Source organism: Alloalcanivorax marinus, assembly GCF_016906305.1.
In the GTDB taxonomy this organism is placed as follows: Bacteria; Pseudomonadota; Gammaproteobacteria; order Pseudomonadales; family Alcanivoracaceae; genus Alloalcanivorax; species Alloalcanivorax marinus.
In genome coordinates, this window is record NZ_JADDOL010000001.1 from 277425 (window position 1) to 301056 (window position 23632).

Annotated in this window: 20 protein-coding genes; 4 read left to right on the plus strand and 16 right to left on the minus strand. The window is 66.9% G+C overall.

Going from position 1 to position 23632, the window contains the following annotated elements:
- Nucleotides 1-12: 12 nt before the first annotated feature.
- From coaD to IM760_RS01330, 4 genes are all read right to left on the minus strand, one after another.
- A complete protein-coding gene (gene coaD / locus IM760_RS01315) occupies nt 13-504 on the minus strand; it encodes a pantetheine-phosphate adenylyltransferase (protein ID WP_204426742.1) in 492 nt (163 codons plus the stop codon).
- 75 nt (nt 505-579) lie between these two features.
- On the minus strand, nt 580-2193 hold the full coding sequence (locus IM760_RS01320; RefSeq protein WP_204426743.1) for a GMC family oxidoreductase: 1614 nt from the start codon (nt 2191-2193) through the stop codon (nt 580-582).
- 59 nt (nt 2194-2252) lie between these two features.
- Nucleotides 2253-2834: a twin-arginine translocation signal domain-containing protein gene (locus IM760_RS01325; protein ID WP_204426744.1), complete on the minus strand. Its 582-nt coding sequence runs from the start codon at nt 2832-2834 to the stop codon at nt 2253-2255.
- 52 nt (nt 2835-2886) lie between these two features.
- Nucleotides 2887-4329: a coniferyl aldehyde dehydrogenase gene (locus tag IM760_RS01330; protein WP_204426745.1), complete on the minus strand. Its 1443-nt coding sequence runs from the start codon at nt 4327-4329 to the stop codon at nt 2887-2889.
- A 121-nt stretch (nt 4330-4450) separates the two neighbouring features.
- Between IM760_RS01330 and IM760_RS01335 the strand changes: the two genes are divergently transcribed.
- Entirely contained in the window at nt 4451-5143 is a 693-nt protein-coding gene (locus IM760_RS01335; RefSeq protein ID WP_204426746.1) for a TetR/AcrR family transcriptional regulator, read from the plus strand.
- Complete coding sequence (locus tag IM760_RS01340) at nt 5140-6471, plus strand: hypothetical protein (RefSeq protein ID WP_204426747.1); 1332 nt, start codon at nt 5140-5142, stop codon at nt 6469-6471. The genes IM760_RS01335 and IM760_RS01340 overlap by 4 nt, the downstream gene beginning before the upstream one ends.
- Here the strand turns inward: IM760_RS01340 and IM760_RS01345 are convergent.
- Entirely contained in the window at nt 6468-7478 is a 1011-nt protein-coding gene (locus IM760_RS01345; RefSeq protein WP_204426748.1) for a YheT family hydrolase, read from the minus strand. The genes IM760_RS01340 and IM760_RS01345 overlap by 4 nt on opposite strands.
- Nucleotides 7479-7587: 109 nt before the next feature.
- Here IM760_RS01345 and IM760_RS01350 point away from each other — a divergent pair, with 109 nt between their 5' ends.
- On the plus strand, nt 7588-8301 hold the full coding sequence (locus tag IM760_RS01350) for a 16S rRNA (uracil(1498)-N(3))-methyltransferase (protein ID WP_204426749.1): 714 nt from the start codon (nt 7588-7590) through the stop codon (nt 8299-8301).
- Between the two features lie 10 nt (nt 8302-8311).
- On the opposite strand, the gene gloA is transcribed toward IM760_RS01350, so the two are convergent.
- From gloA to IM760_RS01380, 6 genes are all read right to left on the minus strand, one after another.
- Nucleotides 8312-8869: a lactoylglutathione lyase gene (gene gloA / locus IM760_RS01355; RefSeq protein ID WP_204426750.1), complete on the minus strand. Its 558-nt coding sequence runs from the start codon at nt 8867-8869 to the stop codon at nt 8312-8314.
- Nucleotides 8870-9018: 149 nt separating this feature from the next.
- Nucleotides 9019-9789, minus strand: coding sequence for an ATP-binding protein (locus tag IM760_RS01360; RefSeq protein WP_204426751.1), 771 nt, complete (start codon nt 9787-9789; stop codon nt 9019-9021).
- Between the two features lie 123 nt (nt 9790-9912).
- Complete coding sequence (locus IM760_RS01365; RefSeq protein ID WP_204426752.1) at nt 9913-10662, minus strand: ATP-binding protein; 750 nt, start codon at nt 10660-10662, stop codon at nt 9913-9915.
- A 38-nt stretch (nt 10663-10700) separates the two neighbouring features.
- A complete protein-coding gene (locus tag IM760_RS01370; RefSeq protein ID WP_204426753.1) occupies nt 10701-11660 on the minus strand; it encodes an SPFH domain-containing protein in 960 nt (319 codons plus the stop codon).
- A 20-nt stretch (nt 11661-11680) separates the two neighbouring features.
- On the minus strand, nt 11681-12151 hold the full coding sequence (locus IM760_RS01375) for an NfeD family protein (RefSeq protein ID WP_204426754.1): 471 nt from the start codon (nt 12149-12151) through the stop codon (nt 11681-11683).
- Between the two features lie 70 nt (nt 12152-12221).
- Entirely contained in the window at nt 12222-12707 is a 486-nt protein-coding gene (locus IM760_RS01380; protein WP_204426755.1) for an FKBP-type peptidyl-prolyl cis-trans isomerase, read from the minus strand.
- Nucleotides 12708-12819: 112 nt separating this feature from the next.
- Here IM760_RS01380 and IM760_RS01385 point away from each other — a divergent pair, with 112 nt between their 5' ends.
- On the plus strand, nt 12820-13731 hold the full coding sequence (locus IM760_RS01385) for a cation diffusion facilitator family transporter (protein WP_204426756.1): 912 nt from the start codon (nt 12820-12822) through the stop codon (nt 13729-13731).
- Here IM760_RS01385 and IM760_RS01390 read toward each other — a convergent pair.
- Genes IM760_RS01390 through IM760_RS01410 form a run of 5 tightly spaced genes read right to left on the minus strand, consistent with a single transcriptional unit; the run spans nt 13685 to nt 23622 of the window.
- Nucleotides 13685-14707, minus strand: a complete 1023-nt coding sequence (locus tag IM760_RS01390) for a lysophospholipid acyltransferase family protein (protein WP_204426757.1) — start codon at nt 14705-14707, stop codon at nt 13685-13687. The two genes, IM760_RS01385 and IM760_RS01390, sit on opposite strands and share 47 nt — an antisense overlap.
- Nucleotides 14704-15720: an MBL fold metallo-hydrolase gene (locus tag IM760_RS01395; RefSeq protein WP_204426758.1), complete on the minus strand. Its 1017-nt coding sequence runs from the start codon at nt 15718-15720 to the stop codon at nt 14704-14706. Before IM760_RS01395 ends, IM760_RS01390 begins: the two co-directional genes overlap by 4 nt.
- Complete coding sequence (locus tag IM760_RS01400) at nt 15717-16202, minus strand: chemotaxis protein CheW (RefSeq protein ID WP_204426759.1); 486 nt, start codon at nt 16200-16202, stop codon at nt 15717-15719. The genes IM760_RS01395 and IM760_RS01400 overlap by 4 nt, the downstream gene beginning before the upstream one ends.
- A gap of 44 nt (nt 16203-16246) precedes the next feature.
- Nucleotides 16247-17260, minus strand: coding sequence for a chemotaxis protein CheB (locus IM760_RS18975; protein ID WP_204426760.1), 1014 nt, complete (start codon nt 17258-17260; stop codon nt 16247-16249).
- The gene (locus IM760_RS01410; RefSeq protein WP_204426761.1) at nt 17260-23622 is read right to left on the minus strand and encodes an Hpt domain-containing protein; all 6363 of its coding nucleotides are present in this window, start codon (nt 23620-23622) and stop codon (nt 17260-17262) included. Before IM760_RS01410 ends, IM760_RS18975 begins: the two co-directional genes overlap by 1 nt.
- Nucleotides 23623-23632 lie beyond the last annotated feature (10 nt).

Sequence of the window (23632 nt, forward strand, 5' to 3'; positions counted from 1 at the left end):
CGGTGGTGGCGGTCAGCCGCCCCGTTGCTGCTTTTTCAGTTCCAGTGCCTCCACCACATGGGCGGGCACGAAGTTGCGCACGTCGCCGTCCAGCAGGGCGATCTCGCGCACCAGGGAACTGGAAATGAACGACAGATGCTCCGCCGGCGTCAGGAACACGGTCTCCAGTTCCGGCGCCAGCTGCCGGTTCATGTTGGCGAGCTGGAATTCGTATTCAAAGTCGCTGACCGCGCGCAGGCCGCGCAGCAGGATGTTGGCGTTCTGCTCCCGGCAGAAATGCGCGAGCAGGCGGGAGAAACCCACCACCTCCACATTGTCCAGGTGGCGGATGCTGTCTTCCACCAGCTTGACCCGCTCGTTGAGGGAGAACAGGGGACCCTTCTTCTCGCTGGCGGCGATCGCCACCACCACCTCGTCGAACATCTTCGAGGCGCGTTCGATCAGGTCCTTGTGGCCATTGGTGATGGGGTCGAAGGTACCCGGATAGATCACACGATTGGTCATGCTCGGCTCGCTTTGTCCCGACAGAGGGCGCAAGCATAACGCAAGCGTCGCGGGAGTGCAGGGGGCGGACCGGCCTCAGGCCGGTTTCAGCCGGTCCGCCAGGGCCTGGGCGTTGCGCGCGGTGAGACCGTAGATGGACAGCTGCGGATTGACCCCCAGACTGGTGGGGAACACGGAGCCGTCGAACACATACAGGTTGTCCAGGTGCCGGTAGCGGCCCTGGTTGTCCACCAGCCCGTGCTGTTCGTCGCCCATGGCGCAGCCGCCCATCACGTGGGCGCTGCCCAGGACCACTTCCAGGGGCTGGTAGGGCAAGGTCGCCATGGCGTCGCGGGCCTGTTTCCAGCTGTTGTAATAGGGGGCGCGGGTGTGGCCCGGCCGCACCGCCCGGGCGCCGGCGGCGAACTGCATTTCCACCTGGCTGAGCAGGCTGCGGCGGGCGCCGTCCAGCACATAGTCGCTGAGCGGGTAGTCGAGCTGGGGCTCGCCGTTGTCGCGCAGACTGACAGTGCCGCCGGGGCTGTCGTCGTGGAAGCCGTCGCGCAGCAGCGCGATGGAGGCCGCCAGCCGGGGCAGTTCGGTGATCTGCTGGCGGGCCGGTTCGCCGAAGCCGCCCAGCAGGGCGGCGGTGAGCCCTGGGTGCAGCGGCATCATCTCCAGCTTGTAGCCGATGGCGCCGTCGACGCCGTCGGCGAAGGTGAACTGGTCGGAGTGCAACGACTGGGGCGCGCCGTAATACGGCGCCACTTCCTGGTCGTAGTGACCGAAGGCGAAGCTGGTGACGTGCAGGAAGGTGCGTTTGCCGACCCGCTCCGCCGGGTCTGGGGCCTCGGAGCGCAGCAGCAGGGCCGGGGTCTGGATGCCGCCGCCGGCGGCGATCACGGTGGGGGCGCGCACCGTGAGCAGGCCGCCGGTGGGTTGTTTGCGGTGATCCAGCGGGCGCACTTCCACGGCGGTGACTTTCTGGCCGTCATGAATCAGGCGCTCGGCGCGGGCGCTGTGGATCAGGGTGGCGCCGGCGTCCATGGCCGCCGGCAGGGTGGTGACCAGCATCGATTGTTTGGCGTTGGTGGGGCAGCCCATGCCGCAGTAGCCGATGTTCCAGCAGCCGCGCACGTTGCGCGGAATCACCGACCAGTCCCAGCCGAGTTTTTCGCAGCCCCGTTTGATCACGTCGTTGTTGGCGTTGGGCGGCATCGCCCAGGGTTCCACGCCCAGCCGTTCCTCCATGCGCTGGAAGTACGGGTCCAGATCGGCGCGGGCGGTGCCGGTGACGCCGAAGCGGTCGCGCCAGTGATTCAGCGTTTCGGTGGGGGTACGGAAACTGGAGGTCCAGTTGACCACCGTGGTGCCGCCCACGGTGCGCCCCTGCAGAATGGTGATGGCGCCGTCCTGGGTGGCGCGCAGGGTGCCCTCTTGATAAAGCTCCCGATAGGCGTCGCCCTCGTTGAGGGTGAAGTCCCGGGAGCTGCGCAGCCGGCCGGCCTCGATCAGGATCACCTTGAGGCCCCGCTGAGCCAGGATCTCGGCGCTGACCCCGCCGCCGGCGCCGGTGCCGATGATCACCACATCCGCCTCCAGGGTGCGCTGGCCGGTCTCGGTGGCACCGTCGATCACCGACCACTTGTCAGCGGCGTCCGCCCAGGGGTCGGCGATGTTCTGAATCTTGAGTTGGGACAGGTCCTGCATGGCACGGGCTCCGCTTATAGCCAGAAAAAGGGGGGTAAAAACCGCCGCTAAGGCGCGATTCAGGCGCTTTTTGCCGCCAGATTGCGCGGCGGGCCCGGGTATCCCGTGGTCCGACCCCCGTCGGGGGTGACGTACCAGGCCATCATCAGCGGCTGGGTCAGGCCCTTGAAGGCGAGGCGGGCGAAGCCGCCGTCGTTGTCGGTCCAGCTCTGAAGCGTGTCGCGCAGCTGCGCCGGTTCCTGGTCGGCGAAGTGCGCCCAGGTGCCGGTGAGCCACCAGCGGGCGGCGCCCAGTTGCAGCAGATCGAGGAGTTGGAAGAGCTGACCGCGGGCGCCGTCGGAGCCGCCGGCCAGCAGCCGGTCGAAGGCCGCCAGGGCCTGGTCCGGCCCGGCGTCGGGCACCGCTTCCAGGCCGCCGGCCAGCAGCGGTGCCATCAGCGGCCGCAGCAGCTCCACGTCTTTCTGGCGCAGGTAGTCGAAGCCGGCGGCCGGGCCCGGGTCGCCGCTGCAGCCGGTGAGCAGGCCGGCGCCGCCGGCGCCCAGGGTCAGGGCGGTGACGCCCCAGAACCCGAGTTTCAGGAAGCCGCGACGGCTGACGCCGTCGTCGGAGGAGAGCTTGGAGGAGAGAGTGCCCTGGTTCATGGCATCACCCTTGGTTTTTGTTTGTTGTTGTGGCGCGGCCGCGGGCGGCCGCTTACTTGAGCATGAATTTATAGATCAGCTTGTGCATGCCACGGCCGTAGGGCGGCAGGATGTGCTTGGTGGCGTTCATCTTGCCCTTCTTGTACACGCCCTTGGCCTTGGAGAAGGTCAGGAACCCTTCCGGCCCGTGGTAGTGGCCCATGCCCGAGGGACCGATGCCGCCGAACGGAATGTCGTCCACCCCCACCTGGGTGATGGTGTCGTTCAGGCAGACGCCGCCGGCATGGGTGTGGCGCAGCACGTGCTCGCCGTTGTCGCTGTTCCAGTCGAAGTAGTACAGCGCCAGCGGTCGCGGCCGGTCGTTCACGTAGTCCAGGGCGTCGTCCAGGGTCTTGTAGGGCACCACCAGCATCAGCGGGCCGAAGATCTCGTCGGCGGCGATCTTCATGTCGTCGTTGACGTCCAGCACCAGGGTGTGGGGAATCTTGCGGCTGCCGGTCAGATCCTCGTTGGCCGGGTTGATCTCGACGATGCGCGCGCCCTTGTCGCGGGCGTCGTCCAGGTAACCGCGCAGGCGCTGGTACTGACGCTCGTTGATGATGCTGGTGTAGTCCGGATTGTCGCGCAGGGTCGGATAGAGCTGGCTGATCTGCGCGGTCCAGGCGGTGACGAATTCGTCCACCCGGTTTTCCGGGCAGAGAATGTAGTCCGGCGCCACGCAGGTCTGGCCGCTGTTGAGGCATTTGCCGAAGGCGATGCGCTCGGCGGCGTCCTTCATCGGAAAGTCCTGACCGATGATGCAGGGGCTCTTGCCGCCCAGTTCCAGGGTCACCGGCGTCAGGTTCTCGGCGGCGGCGCGCATGATGTGCCGGCCCACCGAGGTGGAGCCGGTGAACAGCAGATGGTCGAAGGCCAGGGACGAGAAAGCCGCGCCCACTTCCACCTCGCCATTGATCACCGCCACCTGGTCCTCGTCGAAGGTCTGGCCGATCAGCTCTTCCAGCAGGGCGCCGGTGCGCGGCGTCGATTCGCTCATCTTGATCATGACCCGGTTGCCGGCGGCCAGTGCCGACAGCAGCGGGCCGATGGCCAGATACAGCGGGTAGTTCCAGGGCACAATGATGCCCACCACGCCCAGGGGCTGGTATTCCACCCACACCTTGCCGGGCCACTGGGCGGCGCCCACCTTGCGCTTGGACGGCTTCATCCACTTGCGCAGGTGCTTGGCGTGGTACTTGATGCCTTCCACGCTGGTGAGCAGCTCCGCCAGCTTGGTTTCGTCGGCGGCGCGGTTGCCGAAGTCGGCGTTGAGCGCGGCGATCCAGGCATCCATGTTGTCCAGCAACATGGGCTTGAGCCGCTGGATATGCTCGATGCGCTGCTCGGCGGAGGGGAAGGGGTGATGGCGAAAGGCGGTCTTCTGAACGTCGAAAATCCGCTTCATGCGTTCGATGTGTGCCTGGCCGGTTTGGAATTCTTTGATTTCGGCGACCATAATGCGCCTCCCTGGACGGTGATGAACCTGCTCCGATCTTTAGAGCAATTACTCTAGAGGTCAAGATACGATGCGTTAAAGCGGTTGTCTCCGCCCCGTTTATCCGCCAGATTGGCCTGTTATGACCGACACCAAGACGCGCATCCTGGACACCGCCCTGCGCCTGTTCAACCGGCACGGCGAGCGCAACGTCACCACCAACCACATCGCCGGGGAGCTCGGCATCAGCCCGGGCAATCTGTACTACCACTATTGCAACAAGACGGCCATCGTGGCCGCCCTGTTCGACCGCTATCAGGCGCATCTGCGCACCCTGCTCACGGTGCCGGCCGGGCCGCTCACCTGGGAAGACAAGATGCGCTATTTCGAGGGCATCCTGGAATCCATGTGGGAAGGGCGTTTCCTGCACCGGGATCTGGCCCACTTCCTTCATCAGGACCCGGCCCTGCGCGAGCACTACAAGGCGTTCGTGGAAGACAGCCTGGCCCGCGGCCTGGAAATCTACCGCCGGCTGCGCGACAGCGGTCTGATCGAGGCCGACGACGAAGAGCTGCGCGCGCTGCTGGTCAACACCTGGGTGCTGGCGGCGTCCTGGTCCGGCTTTACCCATGGGCTGAACCCGGACATCGCCGACGACGAAACCCTGGACCGGCGCCTGCTGCGCCAGGGCATTTATCAGATCATCTGCCTGGAAGCGCCGTTCCTGCGCGGCGAGGCCCTGCGGCACCTGGACGCCATGAAGCGCGAATACCGTCTTGATGAAACCGCCCTGGACCGGCTGTTCGGCGCCGCCGGTCGGGTGCGCCCGGAGTGAGTGCCGCCGCCGATAAAAGCCCGGTCTGGGTGCTGCGGTCGCTGTTCGCCTGGGTGGCGCTGGTGGCCGGCGTGCTGCTGCCGTTGCCCGGCGCCGACGCGGTGGCGGCGGTGGCGGTGACCCTCGCCATGCTGCTGGGCTGGCGGGATCTGCGTCCGGTGGCGCGCATGCTGCTGCTGTTGATGCTGGCGGCGGCGCTGGCCGCCGCGCTGCTGGAACCCCAGGCGCTGGCCCGCGGCGTGCGCAATATGGCGATCCTGATCGGCCTGATTATTTCGGTGATTCTGCTGTCGGCGGTGCTGAGCCGGTCCCGGGATCTGGCGCGGTTGTCCGCCAGCCTGTTCGGCGGCCGTTCGCTGACCCGCTACTACAGCCTGACCTTCGGCACCGCCTTTCTGTCGATCCCGCTCAATTTCGGCGCCGTGGGCGTGGTCGCCGCCCTGGTCGCCGACCGCATCAACGGCCGGGGCCACTCGGCGGGCACCCGCAACGCCGCCCGCGCCACCCTGCGCGGCTTCGCCGCCGCGCCGCTGTGCTCGCCTTTATCGATCTCGGTGGCGGTGGTGCTGACCTTTCTGCCCGGCCTGCAGGGCTGGCAGCTGATCGGCATGGGCCTGCCGGTGGCGGTGCTGTTTCTGCTCGCCGGCGCCCTGTTCCGGGAGCCGGAAAACGACGACGCGGCGTCGGTGGAAGCGCGCGACGCCGGGGCCGGACCCTGGCTGCGGTTCACCGCGCTGATCGGCGTGATCTGCGCCGGCACCCTGGCGCTCAGCGCCGGGGCCGGCCTCAGTTACCCCCGGGCGGTGACCCTGAGCTGTCTGACGGTGGTGGTGCTGGGGCTGGCCTGGGGGGCCTGGCGCGGTGAGCGCCCCACCCCGCCGTCCCTGGCGCCGGCCTCCAACGAACTGGTCATCGTAGGCGCCTCCGCCTTTCTCGGCGCCCTGGTCAGCGCCCTGGCGGAGCACCACCTGAGCGCCAGCCTGGCGCTGCCGGGCTGGGGCTACCCGCTGGCGGCGCTGCTGGTGCCCTGGGTGTTCTATGCCGCCGGCATGATGGGCTTCAATCCGATCCTCACCGGCACCCTGGTGGGCGCCCTGCTCGGCCCGATCTGGCCGCCCCAGGCGATCCAGGCCCTGGGCCTGTCGATGGTGTGCGGCTGGGCGATGACCGGGGTAGGCACGCCCTATGCCGCCAATGTGCTGCTGCTGGAACGCTTCACCGGCTACCCGGCCTGGCGCAGCGCGGTACTCTGGAACCGGGCGCTGACCCTGACGGTGATGCTGTCCGGCGGGGTGCTGGCGGCCCTGCTGACACTGTGGCTGGCTTAGCCCGGCGATGGGCCGGCGGCGGAGGCCAGGCCGGCGGCGAAGGTGGTCAGCCGTTTCTCCAGCCAGTACTCCGGATGCCGCGGGCTGCCGGCCACGAACCCCACGTGCCCGCCCCGCCGGCTCAGTTCCAGGGTGACACCTGGGCCCAGATCGTCGCGGCCGGGCAGTACCGCCGGGGTCATGAAGGGATCGTCCCGGGCCTGGATCATCAGCGTGGGCGTGCGAATCGCCTTCAACCGGGGGCCGGCGGAACATTCGGCGTAGTAGTGGGCGGCGTCCCGGAAGCCATACAGGGGCGCGATCACCCGGGCGTCGAACTGCCAGAACGAGCGGATACCGGCCAGGTCCAGGGCCGCCAGCCGGCGGGCCTGATCCGGCGCCACCCGTTCCAGATGGCGCCGCTGGCGGTGCAGGTTGCCGAGCAGCGTGCCGATCAGGTGGCGCCGGTACAGCCGGGACAGGCCCCGGTCCATGCGGTCGGCGCAGATCGCCAGGTCCAGCGGCGTGCACACCGCCACGGCGGCGCTCAGGGTGCCGTCGTCGCGGCGCGCCAGCCAGTTGAGCAGGCGGCTGCCGCCCAGGGACACGCCGATGGCCAGCAACGGCCCCCCGGCGTCCTCGGCACGCAGGTGGCGGAACACCGCGTCCAGGTCGTCGGTCTCGCCGGCATGGTAGGTGAGAGCGGTGTCGTTGACGGCGGCGGCGCCCCGGGAATTGATCGCCACCGAGGCGATGCCCGCCGCCGCCAGCCGCGCCTGGGTGCCGCGGATATAGTGGGAATCGCTGCAGCCGGACAGGCCGTGCAGCAGCACCACGCGCGGATCGCCGGCCTCGGGTTCCGGGCCGGCCCGGTCCAGCAGCAGATGGTCGCCGTCGGCCAGCCTCAGGGTTTCGCGGCGCCGTGGCAGGTCCTCGGCACGCCGCCACAGCGGCCCCCACAGGGTCTGCAGGTGCGGCGAGCGCAGCCATGACGGCGCGCGAAACGGCGCCTCGACGATTTCGGCCATCGACAGGTTTCCTTCCCGGGCAGGATCAGCGAGCGGTTATGGTAGCCTTTAGCGCCGACCGCGTCCGCCTGTCCCGTATAGGGAAGGTCCTGTTTACGGAAGAGACTCCATGAGCCGCCGCTTTTTTGATGATCAGCCGTTCGCCGCCCAGCAGCCCGTGGCGCTGGGTGCGGGCCCCAGCCACCACATCGCCAAGGTCCTGCGCATGGGCGTGGGCGAATCGCTGACCCTGTTCAACGGTCAAGGCGGCGAGTGGTCGGCGGTGCTCGAGGAGGTGGGCAAGAAAGCGGTGATCGCCCGCCCCCTGGCGTTTACCGATGTGGACCGGACCGCGCCGCTGCCGGTGACCCTGGGGCTGCCGCTGATCAAGGGCGACCGCATGGACTTCGCGATCCAGAAAGCGGTGGAAATGGGCGCCGCCGCCATCCGCGTGCTGAACACCGAGCGCACCGAGGTGCGCCTCAAGGGCGACCGCGAGGACAAGAAATTCGACCACTGGCGGCAGGTGATCATCAGCGCCTGTGAACAGTGTGGCCTGAACCGGCCGCCGACCCTGGAAGGGCCGCTGCCGCTGAACGACTTTCTGGCCGGCGCCGGCGGACTGAAGTTGATCGCCCACCCGGGCCGGGAACCGCTGCGCCCGGAGGCGCTGGCCGGCGCCGAGGCGATCACCCTGCTCACCGGCCCGGAAGGCGGCTTTTCCGACCCGGAGCTGGCGGCGGCCGGCGACGCCGGCTTTCTGCCGTTCGCGCTCGGGGAGCGGGTTTTGCGCGCGGAGACCGCGCCGGTGGCGCTGCTCGGCGCGCTCTGGGCGTTGCGCTAGGCGTCGGCCGTCAGGCGGACGCGGCGGCTTGGCTCTGCCGCTCCATCATGTCCGCCTGCAGAATCTCGATCCAGTAACCGTCCGGGTCCTTGATAAAGGCCAGGCCCTTCATGCGGCCGTCGTCCGGTTTCTTCACGAAGGTCACGTCCAGCGATTCGAAGCGCTCGGCGGCGGCGTACACGTCCGGCACGGTGATGCCGATGTGGCCGAAGCCCTGGGGCTCATCGTTGCCGTTGTGATACTGAAAATCCGCGTCGTCCTCGGTGCCCCAGTTATGGGTCAGTTCCAGCATCGCCTGGCGGCCGAAGGTGTAGGTCAGCCGTTTGGCGTCGTCCTCCGGCACCTCGGTGGCCTCGGTGTCGTTCAGGTAGGTCAGGAAGTAGAGAGTGAACTTCGCTTCCGGAAAATCCAGCTTGCGGATCAGCCGCATGCCCAGCACCCGGGTATAGAAATCCAGGCTCACCGCCGGGTCCTTGATGCGCAGCATGGTCTGGTTGAACAGGTAGGACTGGGTATCGCGGTCCGGCTTGTCGCACAGGCCGGGGGCGGACTCGAAATGACGGGGCATTGGGGGCTTCCTTCTTTGGTGGTGCAACGCTTTACATAGGAAAGCCAGCGGCTGGCGATGGGTCTTGCTAACCTTACCTTATACGATGGCCAGAGTGCGCTTGTGAGCACTTGCTCACATTGTGAAAAATGTTTAGATATCTTCGAAAACTAAGCTTTAGACATTCGCCAAACCTTACCTTCGACCTTTATAAGTCCTTGATATTTAAGGCTTTGAAGGAGGTTTCGGACCTTGTTGGCTTTTTGTTGTTCGTCTAAGACATCTGGCAGTTTGTCTAGCAAAAGTCGATCAATATCTGCTCGTTTTGCTTGGCCGAACTTTTCAATATATTCGCAAATCAACCGTCGATAGTGGTTGTCGTCAAAACCGCGGTTACGGATATAGTCCGCCTTGTCCCCGCTTTGTCTGGCGACTCTTGCGGAAATATGAAGATTTGGCCTTCTGCCTTCAATGAGACCGTGCTGTTTCAGATGCTTGATTTGCTCTGCGCTCAACGTCTTACGCTTTTGTACACGATCCAGAAGAATAATATCGTTCAGTGGGAGCTCTGGCAGTTCCGCCAGTTTCCGAGCGTAGCTCAGATCAAGCACACGTCCCGTAATGGTTACTTGTACCGTGCCTGCCTCAAGTTGGTACTCGGGTAGCGGAAAGAACCGGTTTTTCTGGGTGACGAACATTTTTCTAATACCACTACCAATGGTATCGATCATATTCAGATTAACCATGGCCTCGGCAAGAAATCGGTTTCTGTATCGGCTTTCCGGCGCGTCGGATTGTATTACCTTTTCCACAGATCCGGGTATAAAGCTGCCGGGGTTACTGAAGCACAACCGGCTATCTTCGAATTCGATAACGGTCACTTTACCGCCAAGCGGATAGTCTTGATGGGCAATGGCGTTATTGAGAGGTTCTCGGATCACAAAAGGATCGTACTGGTCTACCTCTTCAGGGAAAAGGCTACCTTCTGCAATGTACCTGTACTTCAGGTTACGGATTTTCCGGAACACCCGATCGGCATTCACTAGCAGAGGGCAGGAAAAATGCTAGTAGTCTTTTTCAATGCCGTCTCGATCTTTCAAGATCCATGTGATGGTGGGAGTGGCCGGATTTAAATAATGAGAGGCTTCTTGTTTTCCGAGTAAAAGAATGGCTGTTCGCGTTATCTTTCCTTGAATCGTGATCTTGGCCTTATTGAGAAATGTAGGGTCGTCCCAAGCATTGATCTGATCTGCCAGCTTGGGGTTCTTGGTAGCGAATTCTCTGCGTGCCAGCAAGATCGCTTCGGGGTCCAAGTCATCCATCATCGCGCCTTCACAGATCTCGGCGCTCCAGTCATGAATTCTGTCCTGGTTTCTGATTCGCTCTATCTCGTCCAGGGAGAGAGGCCCCAATGAGGCGCCGTCACGGCCAAAGTAATGGCCTTCCCAGCTGATCGGTATGCCCCGTGGTGCGGCAGGAATCTCCATAAGTAGGACCCTGCCAGAAGGATGGTCAACACAATAAATTTCGGAAAAGGTGTGACGATTGATAGTCTTGTCCGCGACTTCCTTCTTCAGCGATTGCAAGTCTCTGGGGTTGTATCTGAAGCGAGTGCCCACCACTTGATGATCATCCCGTACGCCAAAAATCAGCCAGGCGGAATTCTTGCCTTTCAGGTTTGCTTCATTGCTTAGAGCGGAAAAATATCTCCCGAGTTTCTTGAAATCAAACGTCTGCCGCGCTTCTTTGAACTCGACAATTTCACTCTCACCATCGCCATCGAGTAGAGCATGGAGTCGTTGCTCGGGGGACATCAATGGACCTCCTTAATCCGTTTAGTGACGGTGTTCGATCAGGGCTCCGTGACGTCGATCTTCTTGAGTACTTTTTGCAGGCCGGCCACGGTGCCGCCCACGTCGCTGAGGTTGGAGGGCAGCAGCAGGGTGGTGGATTCCTTGGCCAGCTTCTCGAACGCCGCCACGTACTGTTCGGCGATGCGCAGGCTCACCGCCTCGTCGCCGCCGTCCTGGCGAATCGCGGCGGCCACTTCGCCGAGGCCGGTGGCGGTGGCCTGGGCCAGCAGCTCGATCTGGCGGGCGCGGCCTTCGGCCTCGTTGATCTGCTTGAGCTTTTCACCCTCGGAGATGTTGATCATCTCCTGCTTCTCGCCCTCGGAGCGGTTGATGGCCGCCTGCCGGTCCCCTTCGGAACGATTGATGGCGGCCTGGCGGTCGCCCTCGGATTCGGCCACCACGGCGCGCCGTTCCCGCTCGGCCCGGACCTGCTTCTCCATGGCGTCCTTGATCGAGGCCGGCAGGGTGATGTCGGCCACTTCGTAGCGCAGCACCTTGACGCCCCAGGGCTGGGCCGCTTCGTCCACGGCGCGCACCACTTCCATGTTGATCTCCGAGCGTTCCTCGAAGGTCTTGTCCAGGTCGATCTTGCCGATCACCGAACGCAGGGTGGTCTGGGCCAGCTGCTGGGAGGCCTGCACGTAGTCGTCAACGCCGTAGCTGGCGGCCTTGGCGTCCACCACCTGCAGATACATGACGCCGTCGATGGAGACCTCGATGTTGTCCTTGGTGATGCAGCTCTGGCGCGGCACGTCGCGGACGATTTCCTTGAGCGAATGCTTGTAGGCGACCCGGTCGATGAACGGCACCAGCACATGCAGGCCGGCTTCCAGGGAGGTGCGGTACTTGCCCAGCCGTTCCACCACGAAGACCTGTCGCTGCGGTACGATGCGCACCGTCATGAACAGCAGAATGATCACGCCCAGGGCGAGCAGCGCCGGAATAATGAGTCCCATCATGGATTGGTTCCTTGTTGCGGTTACGGGTTCTGATCGTCGGTGGCGGCGCGCGGGTCGGACCAGGGCGCCACGGTGAGCCAAAGGCCGTCGTGGCGGATGATGCGGACCATCTGGCCGTCGCTCAGCGGCTGGCTGGACTGCGCCTGCCAGCGGGCGCCGCGATAGCGCACCGTGCCGATGCCGTTCTCGAAGACGCCTTCCACGGTGGCGCGGGCGCCCACCAGGCCGGCGCTGTCGTCGCTGTTGACGCCCTGGGTCTCGCGGCCGAACAGGCGGTCGCGCAGGTAACGGCGGGCGAACACCAGCAGCAGCAGGCTGAGGCCGGCGAACAGGGTGATTTCCCAGACCGGGTTATCGAGCACCCCCAGGAACACCAGGGCGCCCACCAGCAGCGCCGCCAGGCCCAGGAAAATGGTCACCAGCCCGGACAGGGCGAATTCGGCGATCACCAGGATCAGACCGAAGATGATCCAATAGCTGTATTCCGGCACGTCTTTGCTCCCCGCTGGTGAACCGTCACCTTACCACCTTCCCGGTGACGGGTCCGTGCACCGTTCAAGGTCAGTGCTGGTGGCCACCGGGCCCGTGCACATGGCCGTGGGCCTTTTCCTCGTCGCTGGCGTCGCGTACTCCCATCACCCGCATCTCGAAGCGCAGGTCGAGGCCGGCCAGGGGATGGTTGGCGTCCACGTCCACGGTTTTCAGGCCCACCTTGAGCACGGTGACCCGGCGCGGGCCCTGCTCGGTGCTCACTTCCACCACCTTACCCGGTTTGAGCTTGCCGGCGTGTTTGAGGTACTTGGCGGAGAGCCGCTGGCGCAGGCTTTCGTCGCGGCGGCCGTAGGCGTCTTCCGGGGCCAGGGTCACGGTCACCGCGTCGCCCTCGTCCTTGCCGGCCAGGGCCTGTTCCAGGCCGCGCAGAATGTTGCCGTGGCCGTGCAGGTAGGCGAGCGGTTGATCGGTGGGGCTGTGCTCCAGTTCCAGGTCGTGTTCGGCGTCGAACAGGGTGTAATGCAGCGTGACCACCTTGTCTTTTTCAATGGGCATGGCTCGATATCCTAAAAACGGCGAAGCCGGGATTCTGCGGCGCCGACGCCGCGCTGGCAAGACGGACGCTTGCACGGCATGCTGCCCGGATATCAACGGTCTGGAGGGACCCATGTCCGGCTCGAAAAAAGTCGTTATCGCCGCCATGTGCGGCAACATTCTGATCGCCATCACCAAGTTCGTGGCGGCGACCATCACCGGCAGTTCGGCGATGCTGTCCGAAGGGATTCATTCGCTGGTGGACACCGGCAACGGCGTACTGCTGCTGCATGGCATGAAGCGGGCAAAAGCACCGCCGAACGAGCGCTTTCCGTTCGGCCACGGCAAGGAGGTGTATTTCTGGGCGTTCGCCGTGGCGATTCTGATTTTCGCCCTGGGCGCGGGCATTTCCCTGTACGAAGGGGTCATGCATCTGCGCCACCCGGAGCCGATCAGCAATCCGCTGATCAACTACATCGTGCTGGGGCTGGCCATGGTGTTCGAAGGCGTGGCCTGGACCATCGCCCTGAAGGAATTCCGCCGCACCAAGGGTGGGCGCGGCTATGTGGAAGCGATCAGCCGGGGCAAGGACCCGACCACTTTCGTGGTGCTGTTCGAGGATTCCGCCGCCATGCTGGGGTTGCTGGTGGCGCTGCTCGGCGTGCTGCTCACCCAGGTCACCGGGCTGCTCTGGTTCGACGGTCTGGCGTCGATTCTGATCGGGCTGATCCTGGCCGGCACCGCCTGCTGGCTGGCCTACGAGACCAAGGGGCTGCTGATCGGCGAGGCCGCCAATCCGAAGGTGGTGGCGGGCATCCGCCGGGCCGCCCTGTCGATGCCCAGCATCGAGGCGGTGAACGAGGTACTGACCATGCACATGGGCCCGGACTTCATTCTGGTGAACATCAGCGTGACCTTTTCGCCGTCCTTGGGCACCCACCGGCTGGAGAGCGTGATCGCCGAACTGGATCGCACTCTCAAGGCCCAGGACCCGCGCATCAAGCGAGTGTTCGTGGAGGCGGAGGCGCCGGCGGCGACGGATTGAGCGGTGGCGGCGCCAGTCCCAGGGCGGCGCGGTCCTCGCCCCGCTCCAGGCGGCGCAGCAGACTCAGCGACTGGCGGTACCAGAGCCGGCGACCGCCGGGCCGCCATTTGAAGCGCTTGTAGGTCCACTGATACTGCGACAGGTTACGGCGGATGCAGTCTTCCAGGCCACGGTTGAGCAGGGTCAGCACACAGGCCTCGTCGACGGCCTGCTCCAGCTGCGGCGCCGGTTCAAAGCGGATGTGCACGTCCCGCACGCTGCCCTCGCCCCGGTAGCAGGAGACCAGGAAAATGCGCGGCCGGTAGCGCCGCACCAGCTTGTCCACCAGCCCGGGCGTGGGCACTTCATGGCCGAAGAACGGCACGAAGGGATTGCTGCGGTTGCCGGGATTGTGGTCCGCCAGCAGCGCCAGGGTGCCGTTGCCGCGTAGCGTGGCCAGCCCTTCCTTGACCCCCTGGCTGTTGGTGGGCACCAGCCGGCAGCCGGTGCGCTCACGGGCTTTTTTGACCAGCGCGTCCACCAGGGTGGCCGGGTGCGGCTGGTACATCACCGTGGTGTTGCCCTGGCGTCCCAGGTAGAGATTGATGGTTTCCCAGCTGCCCTGGTGCAGCGACAGCAGCAGCACCGGGCGCTCCTCGGCGCAGGCATCCAGATACGCCTGCTCGCCCTGGATCTCGGTGATGCGGTCCAGGGTCTGTTCCACCGGCCGCTGCCAGACATGGGCGAATTCGCAGAACGAACGGCCCAGTTCGCGCAGGCTCTGGCGGCCGATGCGACGTGCTTCGTCCAGGCTCAGCTGCGGCTGGGTGGCGATCAGATTGATCAGCACCGTGCGATAGGCGCTGGCATAGCGCAGCGGTACCCGGGTGATCAGGTCCCCCAGCAAGGCGCCCAGGGCGGACGCGATCGGCAGCGGCAGCCAGGCGACCAGACGCATCAACCAGCGCAGCCGTTGCCCGCGGGTGTGGGCACTCATCGGGGCGGTTCCTCCTCGAACCCGTGGTCGTGGAGCGTGAGGGTATCGCCGTGACCGGGGGCCTGAAAAGACCGTGCCGCCACGCCGTGCCGGCGGCGCGCCGCGTCCAGCGCCCGCGGCGGCTCGTCCAGGGGCTCGTCGGTGAGCACGAAAGTGCCCCAGTGCATGGCCAGGGAATGCGTGGCGGCCAGGTCCTGGTGGATGCGCACCGCCTCGTCCGGATTGATGTGCACCGGCGCCATGAACCAGCGCGGCTGGTAGGCGCCGATCGGCAGCAGCGCCACGTCCACCGGGCCGAGCACGTCCTGGATTTCCCGGAACACCGGGGCGTAGCCGGTATCGCCGGCGAAGAACAGGCTGAAATCGTCCCAGTCCAGGCGCCAGCCGCACCACAGGGTGCGGTTGCGGTCGCGGGCGCCGCGGCCGCTGAAGTGCTGGGCGGGCAGACAGAAAGCGTGGAAATCCTGATGGCGCTGATGTTGCCACCAGCCCAGTTCCACCACCCGGGCGACGCCCCGGCGGCGCAACCATTCGCCCACGCCACGGGGGGCGAACCAGCACAGGCGCTCGCCGAAGCGCTCGTTCAGCGCCCGCACCGAGGCCCGGTCCAGGTGATCGTAGTGATTGTGCGACACCAGCACCGCGTGGATTTCGGGCAGGGCGTCGATGCTCAGCGCCGGCGCCACGGTGCGCTTCGGGCCGGCGAACGACACCGGCGAGCAGCGCTCGGAGAACACCGGGTCGGTGAGCAGATTCCAGCCCCGGTACTGCACCAGATAAGTGGCGTGGCCGATCCAGGTAAAGCGCGGACGGTCGGCCGGGGTCGCCAGCAGCGCCGGGTCCGGCTGGCGCAACGGGAAAGGTCGCCGGGGCGGAAAACGGCCCCGGGTTTCCCGCTGCCAGCGCAGGAAGTCGCGCAGGCCGTGATCCGGCGTGGGGTGTCGATTCACATGGCGGGGGCCGGCGCGGTGGTCCTCGGCGGCCAGTCGCTCCAGGCGGGCCCAATCGATCATGCGTTGAGGCCGGCCACCGCCCGTTCGATGGCGTCCAGATCCGGGATCACCGCCAGATCACCGCCCACCTGCACGTACATGGCTTCCGCCGGTCCGGTGTCGCCGGGTTCCTCCACCGGGTCGCCTTTGTTGACCCGCAGCAGGCGCGGGATGCCCTGCACCACGGTGGCATAGAAGCGGGCGCCGCCGGTCACCGTGTTGATCACGGCGATGCGCGCCTCCGGGCCGATCGCTACCTGGCCGGAGTCATTGAGCTTCTCGAAGGAAATCAGGGGCAGGTCCTGGTCCCGCCAGTTGATCCAGCCAAGCAGCCACTCCGGGCCGTGGCCGGGGCGGTCCGGCTGCCGCAGGGGAATCACCTCGGCGACCACGATATTGGGGATCAGCCAGGGGCGCCCCTTCATCGGGATCAGCAGGCTGGGAATGTCGTCGGGGATCGGCGCGTCGGGCGCGCGTTTTTCAGACGTCTGTGATTCGGACATCGTTGCCTCGGGCATGGTTGTATCGAACCTTGTTAGCCAGAACCTCAGGGGGCCGCGACGGCCACCTCCCGGCGCACCCGCTCCACCAGCTGCCGGGCCAGTTGCTCCGGCGTACCACTGTAGCTTACACAACCGGTTTCGCGCACGGCGTCCGGCTGACTGCTCACCGCGCAGCTGTCGGCGGTCTGCGCCCACACCGTGGTGCCGTCGGTGGCCAGCCGTGGGGCGGTGATGGCGCCGTCGTTGCCCATGCCGGAAAACAGGATGGCGCCGGCGCAGCCGCCGAAACCGCCGGCCACATTATGCAGCACCTGGTCGATGCTGGGCGCATAGGGGCCCTCCCAGGGCTGGCCGGTGAGCCGCACGCCCCCGTCCCGGTCGAATTCGATGCTTTCCGACACCGGCGCCACCAGCAGGCGCCCGTGGCTCAGGCGGCTGCCGGTGCCGGCCACCTGGCAGTCCAGGCGGCTGTCCCGGCGCAACACCTGGCACAGGGTATCGAGAAAGCCGGCATCGATGTGCTGGGCCAGCACGAACGCCACCGGCAGGTGTGGCGGCAGGGCGTCGAGAAACTGCTTCACCGCCGCCGGGCCGCCGAGGCTGGCGCCCAGCACCCAGACCCGTTCCGCCACGCCTTCGCCGGTGGCCAGCGGCTGGAATTCCCGGGGCCGGGGAATCGGCGCCGGGGTCGGAACCCGGGGCACGGTATCCAGGCGTTCCACCGCCGGTTTGCCGATGTAGTCCACCAGCTTGGTGACCAGCCGACGCTCCCAGCGCGGGTAGTGGCTGGCGGTGCGCGCCGGCGCCTGACCGTCGCAGAACAGCAACGGCGCCGCCGCCTGTTCCAGCAGCCGATCAAGGAACGGCTGCCAGCGATCTTCGCGGGACAGGTCCACCACCCACAGGTCCAGGGCGCCCTCTTCCAGCCAGCGATCTTCCAGGCTGTCCGGCGCGGTACTGACCAGCACCTGGTAGCCCTGGCGCTTGATGGCGGCGGCCAGCAGGTGCCCTTGCAGGGTGTCGTCGGCGATCACGCCGACCCGGCCCGGGCCGGCCATCAGGCGCGCACCTCCCCGGTTTCGCCGAGCAGTTCACGCAGGGTGGCGAGCAGTTCGTTCTCCTGGAAGGGCTTGCCCATGTAGCAGTCGACGCCGATGTCGAAGGCGCGCTCGCGGTGCTTCTCGCCGGTGCGCGAGGTGATCATGATGATCGGCACCGCCTTGAGCCGGTCGTCGTGGCGCATATGGGTGGCCACCTCGAAGCCGTCCATGCGCGGCATTTCGATGTCCAGCAGCAGCGCGTCCGGGGTCTTCTCCTCCAGGGTGGCGATGGCGTCGATGCCGTCCTTGGCGGTGATCACCTCGTAGCCGCTGCGCTCCAGCAGCCGGCCGGTGACCTTGCGCACGGTCACCGAGTCGTCCACCACCATCACCAGCGGCAGGGTGTGGGTGTCTTCCTCCAGGGCGGGCGCCGCCGGCGCCAGCGGCGCACGGGCATCGCTGAGCGCCTTTTGCTGAGCCTGGGCGGCGCGGATCAGCGAGTGAATGTCGAGAATGATCACCACCGCGCCGTCACCAAGAATGGTGGCGCCGCTGATGCCGGCCACGCTGGCCAGCTGCGGGCCCACGGACTTGACCACCACTTCCCGGGAGCCGATCAGGCTGTCCACCACCAGGGCCACGCTATGGTCGGCGCTGCGGATCAGCAGCACCGGCAGGGGCTGGCTCTGGCTTTCCAGGTTCGGGGCCGCCACGTCGTGCACGAAGCGGCCCAGATAGTTCAGATCGTAGCGTTGCCCGGCATAGTGATAGCCGTCGCCCTGACGGTCCGTGGTCCGGTCACCATCCTGGCCCAGATGATCGCTCAGCTCATAGGGGCTGACGCGCACGATGCCTTCGATCTGGTTCAGCGGGATGGCGTAGGCGTCGTCGCCGACGCGCACCATCAGCGCCCGGTTCATGGCCAGGGTGAACGGCAGGCGCACCAGGAAGCGGGTGCCCTGGCCGGGTCGCGAGTCGATGGTCACCGAGCCGCCCAGCTGTTTGATCTCGCTGGCCACCACGTCCATGCCCACGCCCCGGCCGGACACCTGCGTCACCTGGCTGGCGGTGGAGAAACCGGCATGGAAGATGAACTGCTGAATTTCATGATCCGGCAGCGCCGCGTCCTCGGCCATCAGGCCCCGCTCCACCGCCTTGCGACGCACCGCCTCGGTGTCGATGCCGCGGCCGTCGTCGGCCAGAATCACCACCACTTCGCCGCCCTCCCGGGTCAGCTCCAGGGTGACACGACCGCCCTCCTGCTTGCCCGCCTGGCGACGCCCTTCCGGGGCCTCGATGCCGTGGTCCACGGCGTTGCGCAGCATGTGCTCCAGCGGCGCCACCACCCGTTCCATCAGGGTGCGGTCCAGCTCGCTCTCCGGGTTGAGCACGTCGAAGGTGACGCGCTTGCCCAGCTCGCCGGAAATCTGCCGCACGATGCGCCGCAGCCGCGGCACCAGCCGCGAGAACGGCACCATGCGGGTGCGCATCAGTTTTTCCTGCAGATCGGTGTTGATGCGCTGTTGCTGCAGCAGCAGGGTTTCCGTGTCGCGGGTGCGGTCCAGCAGAGTGTTCTTCAGGTCCAGCAGGTCGGAGGCGGACTCGGACAGCTGCTTGGTGATCTGGTGCAGTTCCGAGTACTGGTCCATTTCCAGCGGGTCGAAGCGGCCGTCGAACTCACCCCGGTCCACGCCCTGCTGATAGTTGGAGAGAATCTGCGCTTCGGTTTCCACGTCCAGGCGCCGCAGCTGCTCGTACAGCCGGGTCACGGTGGCGCCCATTTCCGCCACGTTGAAGCCGAATTCGCTGATGCTCTGTTCCACCCGGCCCCGGTTGATGGAGGTTTCCCCGGCCAGGTTCACCAGGGCCTCCAGCACATCGGCGCCCACCCGCACCATTTCCTGCGGCTGCGCCTGGGGCCGGCGCTCTTCCCGTTGCGGGCGCGTCGCTTGCGGATCCGGGCCGGCCACGGTCGCTGGTGGCCCGGCCGGGGCCGGGCGCGCCGCCACCCGCTCGCGCAGCCCGGCGAGCCGTTGGTTGATGGCATCGAAGTGCGCCAGCATGGCTTCGAAATCGCCGTCTTCCGGGTCCCGGCGCTGGCTTTCCAGCCGGTTGATCAGACCCTCGAAGCCGTGGCTCTGGTCGCCCAGATCTTGCAGGCCGGCGAGGCGGGCGCCGCCCTTGAGGGTGTGCAGAGCGCGCTTCAGGTCGTCGCTGAAGTCACGGCTCTCGGGGTGGTCCCGCCAGGCCATCAGGCAGCCGTCGATGATTTCCGCCAGTTCCTCGGATTCCTCCAGAAAAACGTCCAGGATCTCCGGGTCCAGATCCTCCGGCAGGTCATCGTCAGCGGGGCCGGCCGCCGCCGTGTCCCCGTCGGCTTCGAAGGGCGCCCGCCGTGCCTCGCCCAGGGCGGCGATCAGATCGTCCGCCGCGACCGGCGCGCGACCGGCGGCCACCGCCTCGACCATGTCCGCCAGCCGGTCGTGGCAACCGTGCAGCAGGGCCGAGACCGCCGGTGTCAGCAGGGCGCGTTGCCGGCTCAGGGTGTCGTAGAGCGCTTCCAGCTCGTGGGCGAGGTCGCCCACGGCGCCGGTGTCCGCCATCCGCGCGCTGCCTTTGAGCGTGTGCAGATCGCGCTGCAGGGACTGCAATTCCAGGCCGTTGTCCGGGTCGGCCAGCCAGGCGTCCAGGCTGCGTGCGGCGCTGTCGAGCACGTCGCGGCCCTCTTCCACGAACAGAGCCAGCAGTTCCTGGTCCGGCTCGGAGGGCGTGCCGGTCGGCGCCGGGTCCGCCGCCGCTATCGTCAGGTCGCCGTCCACGGCCTCGCGCAGGGCGGCCAACAGCTCCGGTGCCGGTGCCGGGGTACGGCCCTGGCGCAGGTCGTCGATCATATCGGCGAGCCGGTCATGGCCCCGGTGCAGCAGGTCGAACAACGCCGGCGGCGCCGGGCGGTCCGGGCCGCCGGCCATTTCGTAGAGGTTTTCCAGCTCGTGGGCCAGGTCGCCCACCGGCGTTACCGCGGCCATGCGCGCCCCGCCCTTGAGGGTGTGCAGGTCCCGTTGCAGGGCCGGCAGGCTGGCCTGGCCGCCCTGCTCCCAGGCCGCCAGATGTTCGCTGGAGGACAGCAGCAGATCCTCGGCCTCTTCCAGGAACAGGCGCACCAGCTCCGGATCGGTGTCGTCGTCGTCCACCGGCGTGGTCGGGCCGTCACCGGGATTGTCCGGGCCGGAGGTTTCGGCCAGGTCGCGCAGGGCGTCCACCAGGCCCAGCTCGGCGCGCACGGTCTGGCCGGCGGCCAGACAATCCATCATGTTCATCAACGCTTCGTGGCCTTCCCGGGCCAGCTCCAGCAGGCTCGGGCTGAAGCGCAGCCGGCCCTCGTTGACCGCGGAATACACCAGCGCCAGCGCCTGGGCGAGCCCGTGAATCTCGTCGAGGCGGGCGGTGCGCGCGCTGTTCGCCAGCAGCGCCAGTTCGTCGCGCAGGCGCGCCAGCTCGGCGGTGTGCGCCGGGTCGCTGGCCCACTGCTCCAGCAGCTTGTCGGTGTCGATGATCAGGTCCATGCCCTCGGACAGGAACACGGACAAGATGTGCGGGTCGGTGCCTTCCCGGTGTTCGTTGAGCGTGGCGCGGGCCGCCACCAGGCGCTCGATCAGGTCCGACGCCCCGGGCAGGGTCACCGGCCCCTGGCCCAATTGGGCCAGACCCTCGCGCAGTTTCTCCCGGGTGGCGTCGATCAGGGCGACCAGCTCCCGGTCGGCGCGGTGGCCGCCGTTGATCAGTTCCTTGACCAGCTTCTCCGCCGGCTCCGCCAGTTCCGCCATGGCGTTGATTTCCGCCATGCGGGCGCTGCCCTTGAGGGTGTGCAGGGCGCGGTGAACCTCGTCATCCACCCGGTGTTCGGCGAGATCCGGATCAAGCTGCGCCAGCCAGTCCCCCACCAGCGCCAGATTGCGCCGTGCCTCGCTGCGGAAGATGTCCAGCAGCACCGGGTCCGGGCCGTCGTCGGTGGCCGGCGCGGCGGGAGTGGAGATCGCCGGTGGCTCCCCGGGGGGCAGCTCGAACTCCAGGTCGTCCAGGTCGGCCAGCGGGTCGTCCTGCGGTTCCAGAACCGGTGGCTCGTCGGCGGGTTCCGGGGCCAGGGTGGGGACCGGCGAGTCGTCGCCGTCGACGCGGGGGATCGATTCCAGCCGGCCGCCTTCCGCCAGGGTGAAGGCGGCGCGCTCCAGCGGGGTGACGTCCCAGGGTGGCGGGCGTCGTTGCGCGAAGGCCTCCACCAGGGCCGGGATCAGGCCGTGCACGGTGCGCACCAGCTCGATCAGGGTGGTGTCCGGTTCGACGCTGCCGTCGATGACCCGGTTCATCATGTTCTCGATGGCCCAGGCCAGCTCGCCCACGGTGGTGGCGCCGACCATGCGGCCGGAGCCCTTGAGGGTGTGGAAGGCACGGCGGAATTCCACCAGCGCGGTCTGGTCGCCGGTGTTGGCCGCCCAGCGTGGGAAGTACTGGTTCAACGCCTCCAGCACTTCGCCGGCTTCCTCGACGAAGATTTCGATGATCTCGTCGTCGATCAGATCGTCGTCGTCCTCCTGCTCCGTGGCGGCGTCCGACGGCGTTTCGGCATCGGGCCGGTGGTGTTCTTCCGGCTTCGGGGCCGGCGGTGGTTCGGCGTCGTCGGCGCCGTCGTCCTGCTCTTCCTCTTCCGGTAGCGGGTAACCCAGGTCACTGACGCTGGCGCGGGCCAGCTGCAGGATGTCATCGCGGGTTTCCGGGTCGTCGCTGAGGCGCTCGAGGTAGTACTCCACCGAGGTGATGGCGTCGGCCAGGGTGTCCATGCTGCGCCAGTCCGGGGTAGCGTCGCCTTGCAGCAGACGCTCCTCGATAAAGCGCACGCACTGGCGCAGGATGCCGGCGGGCCGGTTCAGCTGCACCACCTCGAGCCCGCCGCGCACCGCGTTGAGCTTGTCCGGCACCGTGGTCAGGTGGCTCCGGTCCCATTGTGAGGCGATGAACTCGACGATGCCGTCCTTGGCCTCTTCCAGGCCGGCCCGGCATTCGCGCAGCACCGCGTCCATGGCCTGGCCCACGTGCCGGGGCAGCTCGACGCCGGTGGCGGAGGCCGGGCGGCGCTGATCGCCGCCGATGCCGGCCAGGGTGGCTTCCACGTAGAGCAGCGCGCCGGCCACGTCCATCAGGGTATCGCGCTGGGGCGGCCGGCGCCGGTCGACGATGGCTTCCATCACCCGCAGTTGCTCTTCCACCAGCACCCGGGGCTGGCCCAGGCCGAGCATGGCGATGGTGTCGGACACCTGCTTGAGGCCGGTGATCTGGGGTTCCAGGGCGGCCGGGTCGGAGTCGCCCTGGTGCACGAACCGCTCCAGGGCGTCCTTGATCTTGGTGATTTCCTCGGACAGGGCGCTGACCACCGAGCTCATGGCCATGGCGTCCGGGCCGGTCATGCGTTCCCGCTCGGCGTTGATCAGATCGTCGGAGGGCAGCGCCTCGTCCAGGCGGAAGCCGGCGCGCACCTCGCGGATGCGGGGGCTGTCGTGGTCCGCCTTGGCCACGTAGTAGAGCAGGTTCTTGAGCAGCTCCGGCGGAGCCGGCCGCTCCAGGCTTTCGACACCGTCGGCGGCCAGTTCGCGCAGGGTGCGGTCGACCTGACCGAGCATCTGCTTCACCGAGCTGCCCAACTCGATGACGTCCTCGCGCAGGCCTTCCACCAGGGCGTCGGCGATGCGCCACAGGGGCGCCCGGGCGGCGTCGCCGGTGACCTGCTCCAGTTTGGCGAACACCTTGCGCATGTAGCCCAGGTTGCGGTCGATGTCGTCGTTGCGCATGACGCCCACCAGAGCCAGCTGGAACATCTGACGGATCTTGCGCGCCAGCTGCGGGAAGCGCGGGTCGGCGCTCACCGATTCCGGCACCCGCCCCTGCCCTTCGGCGTGGCGCAGGTCCGGCTTGAACAGGGCGGTTTCGGACAGCAGGGACTCGCCCCGGGCGGCGCGCAGATCGTTGAGCAGTGGCAGCAACACCACCGGCAGGTCGCGCCGGTTGCTGGCCACCCGGTCCAGGTAGGGCGGCAGCTGCAGGATGGCGCGCATCAGCGTTTCCTGGCCGTCGCTCACGTTGCCCACGCGCCGTTCCACCAGCGCCCGGGCCAGCTTTTCCATTTCCTCGGCGAGCAGTGCGGCGCCGTAGAACTCCACCATCTGCAGGGTGCCGTACACCTGGTGCAGGTGGGTCTGGCAAAAGCGCATGCGCGTGGCGTCGTCCGGATGCTCGACGAACGCCTCCAGGGCCTGCCGGGCCTGGTTCAATGTTTCCTGGATTTCCCCACGAACCCAATCCAGTGCCAGATAGTCGTGACGGTTGCTCATGACGTCTCCC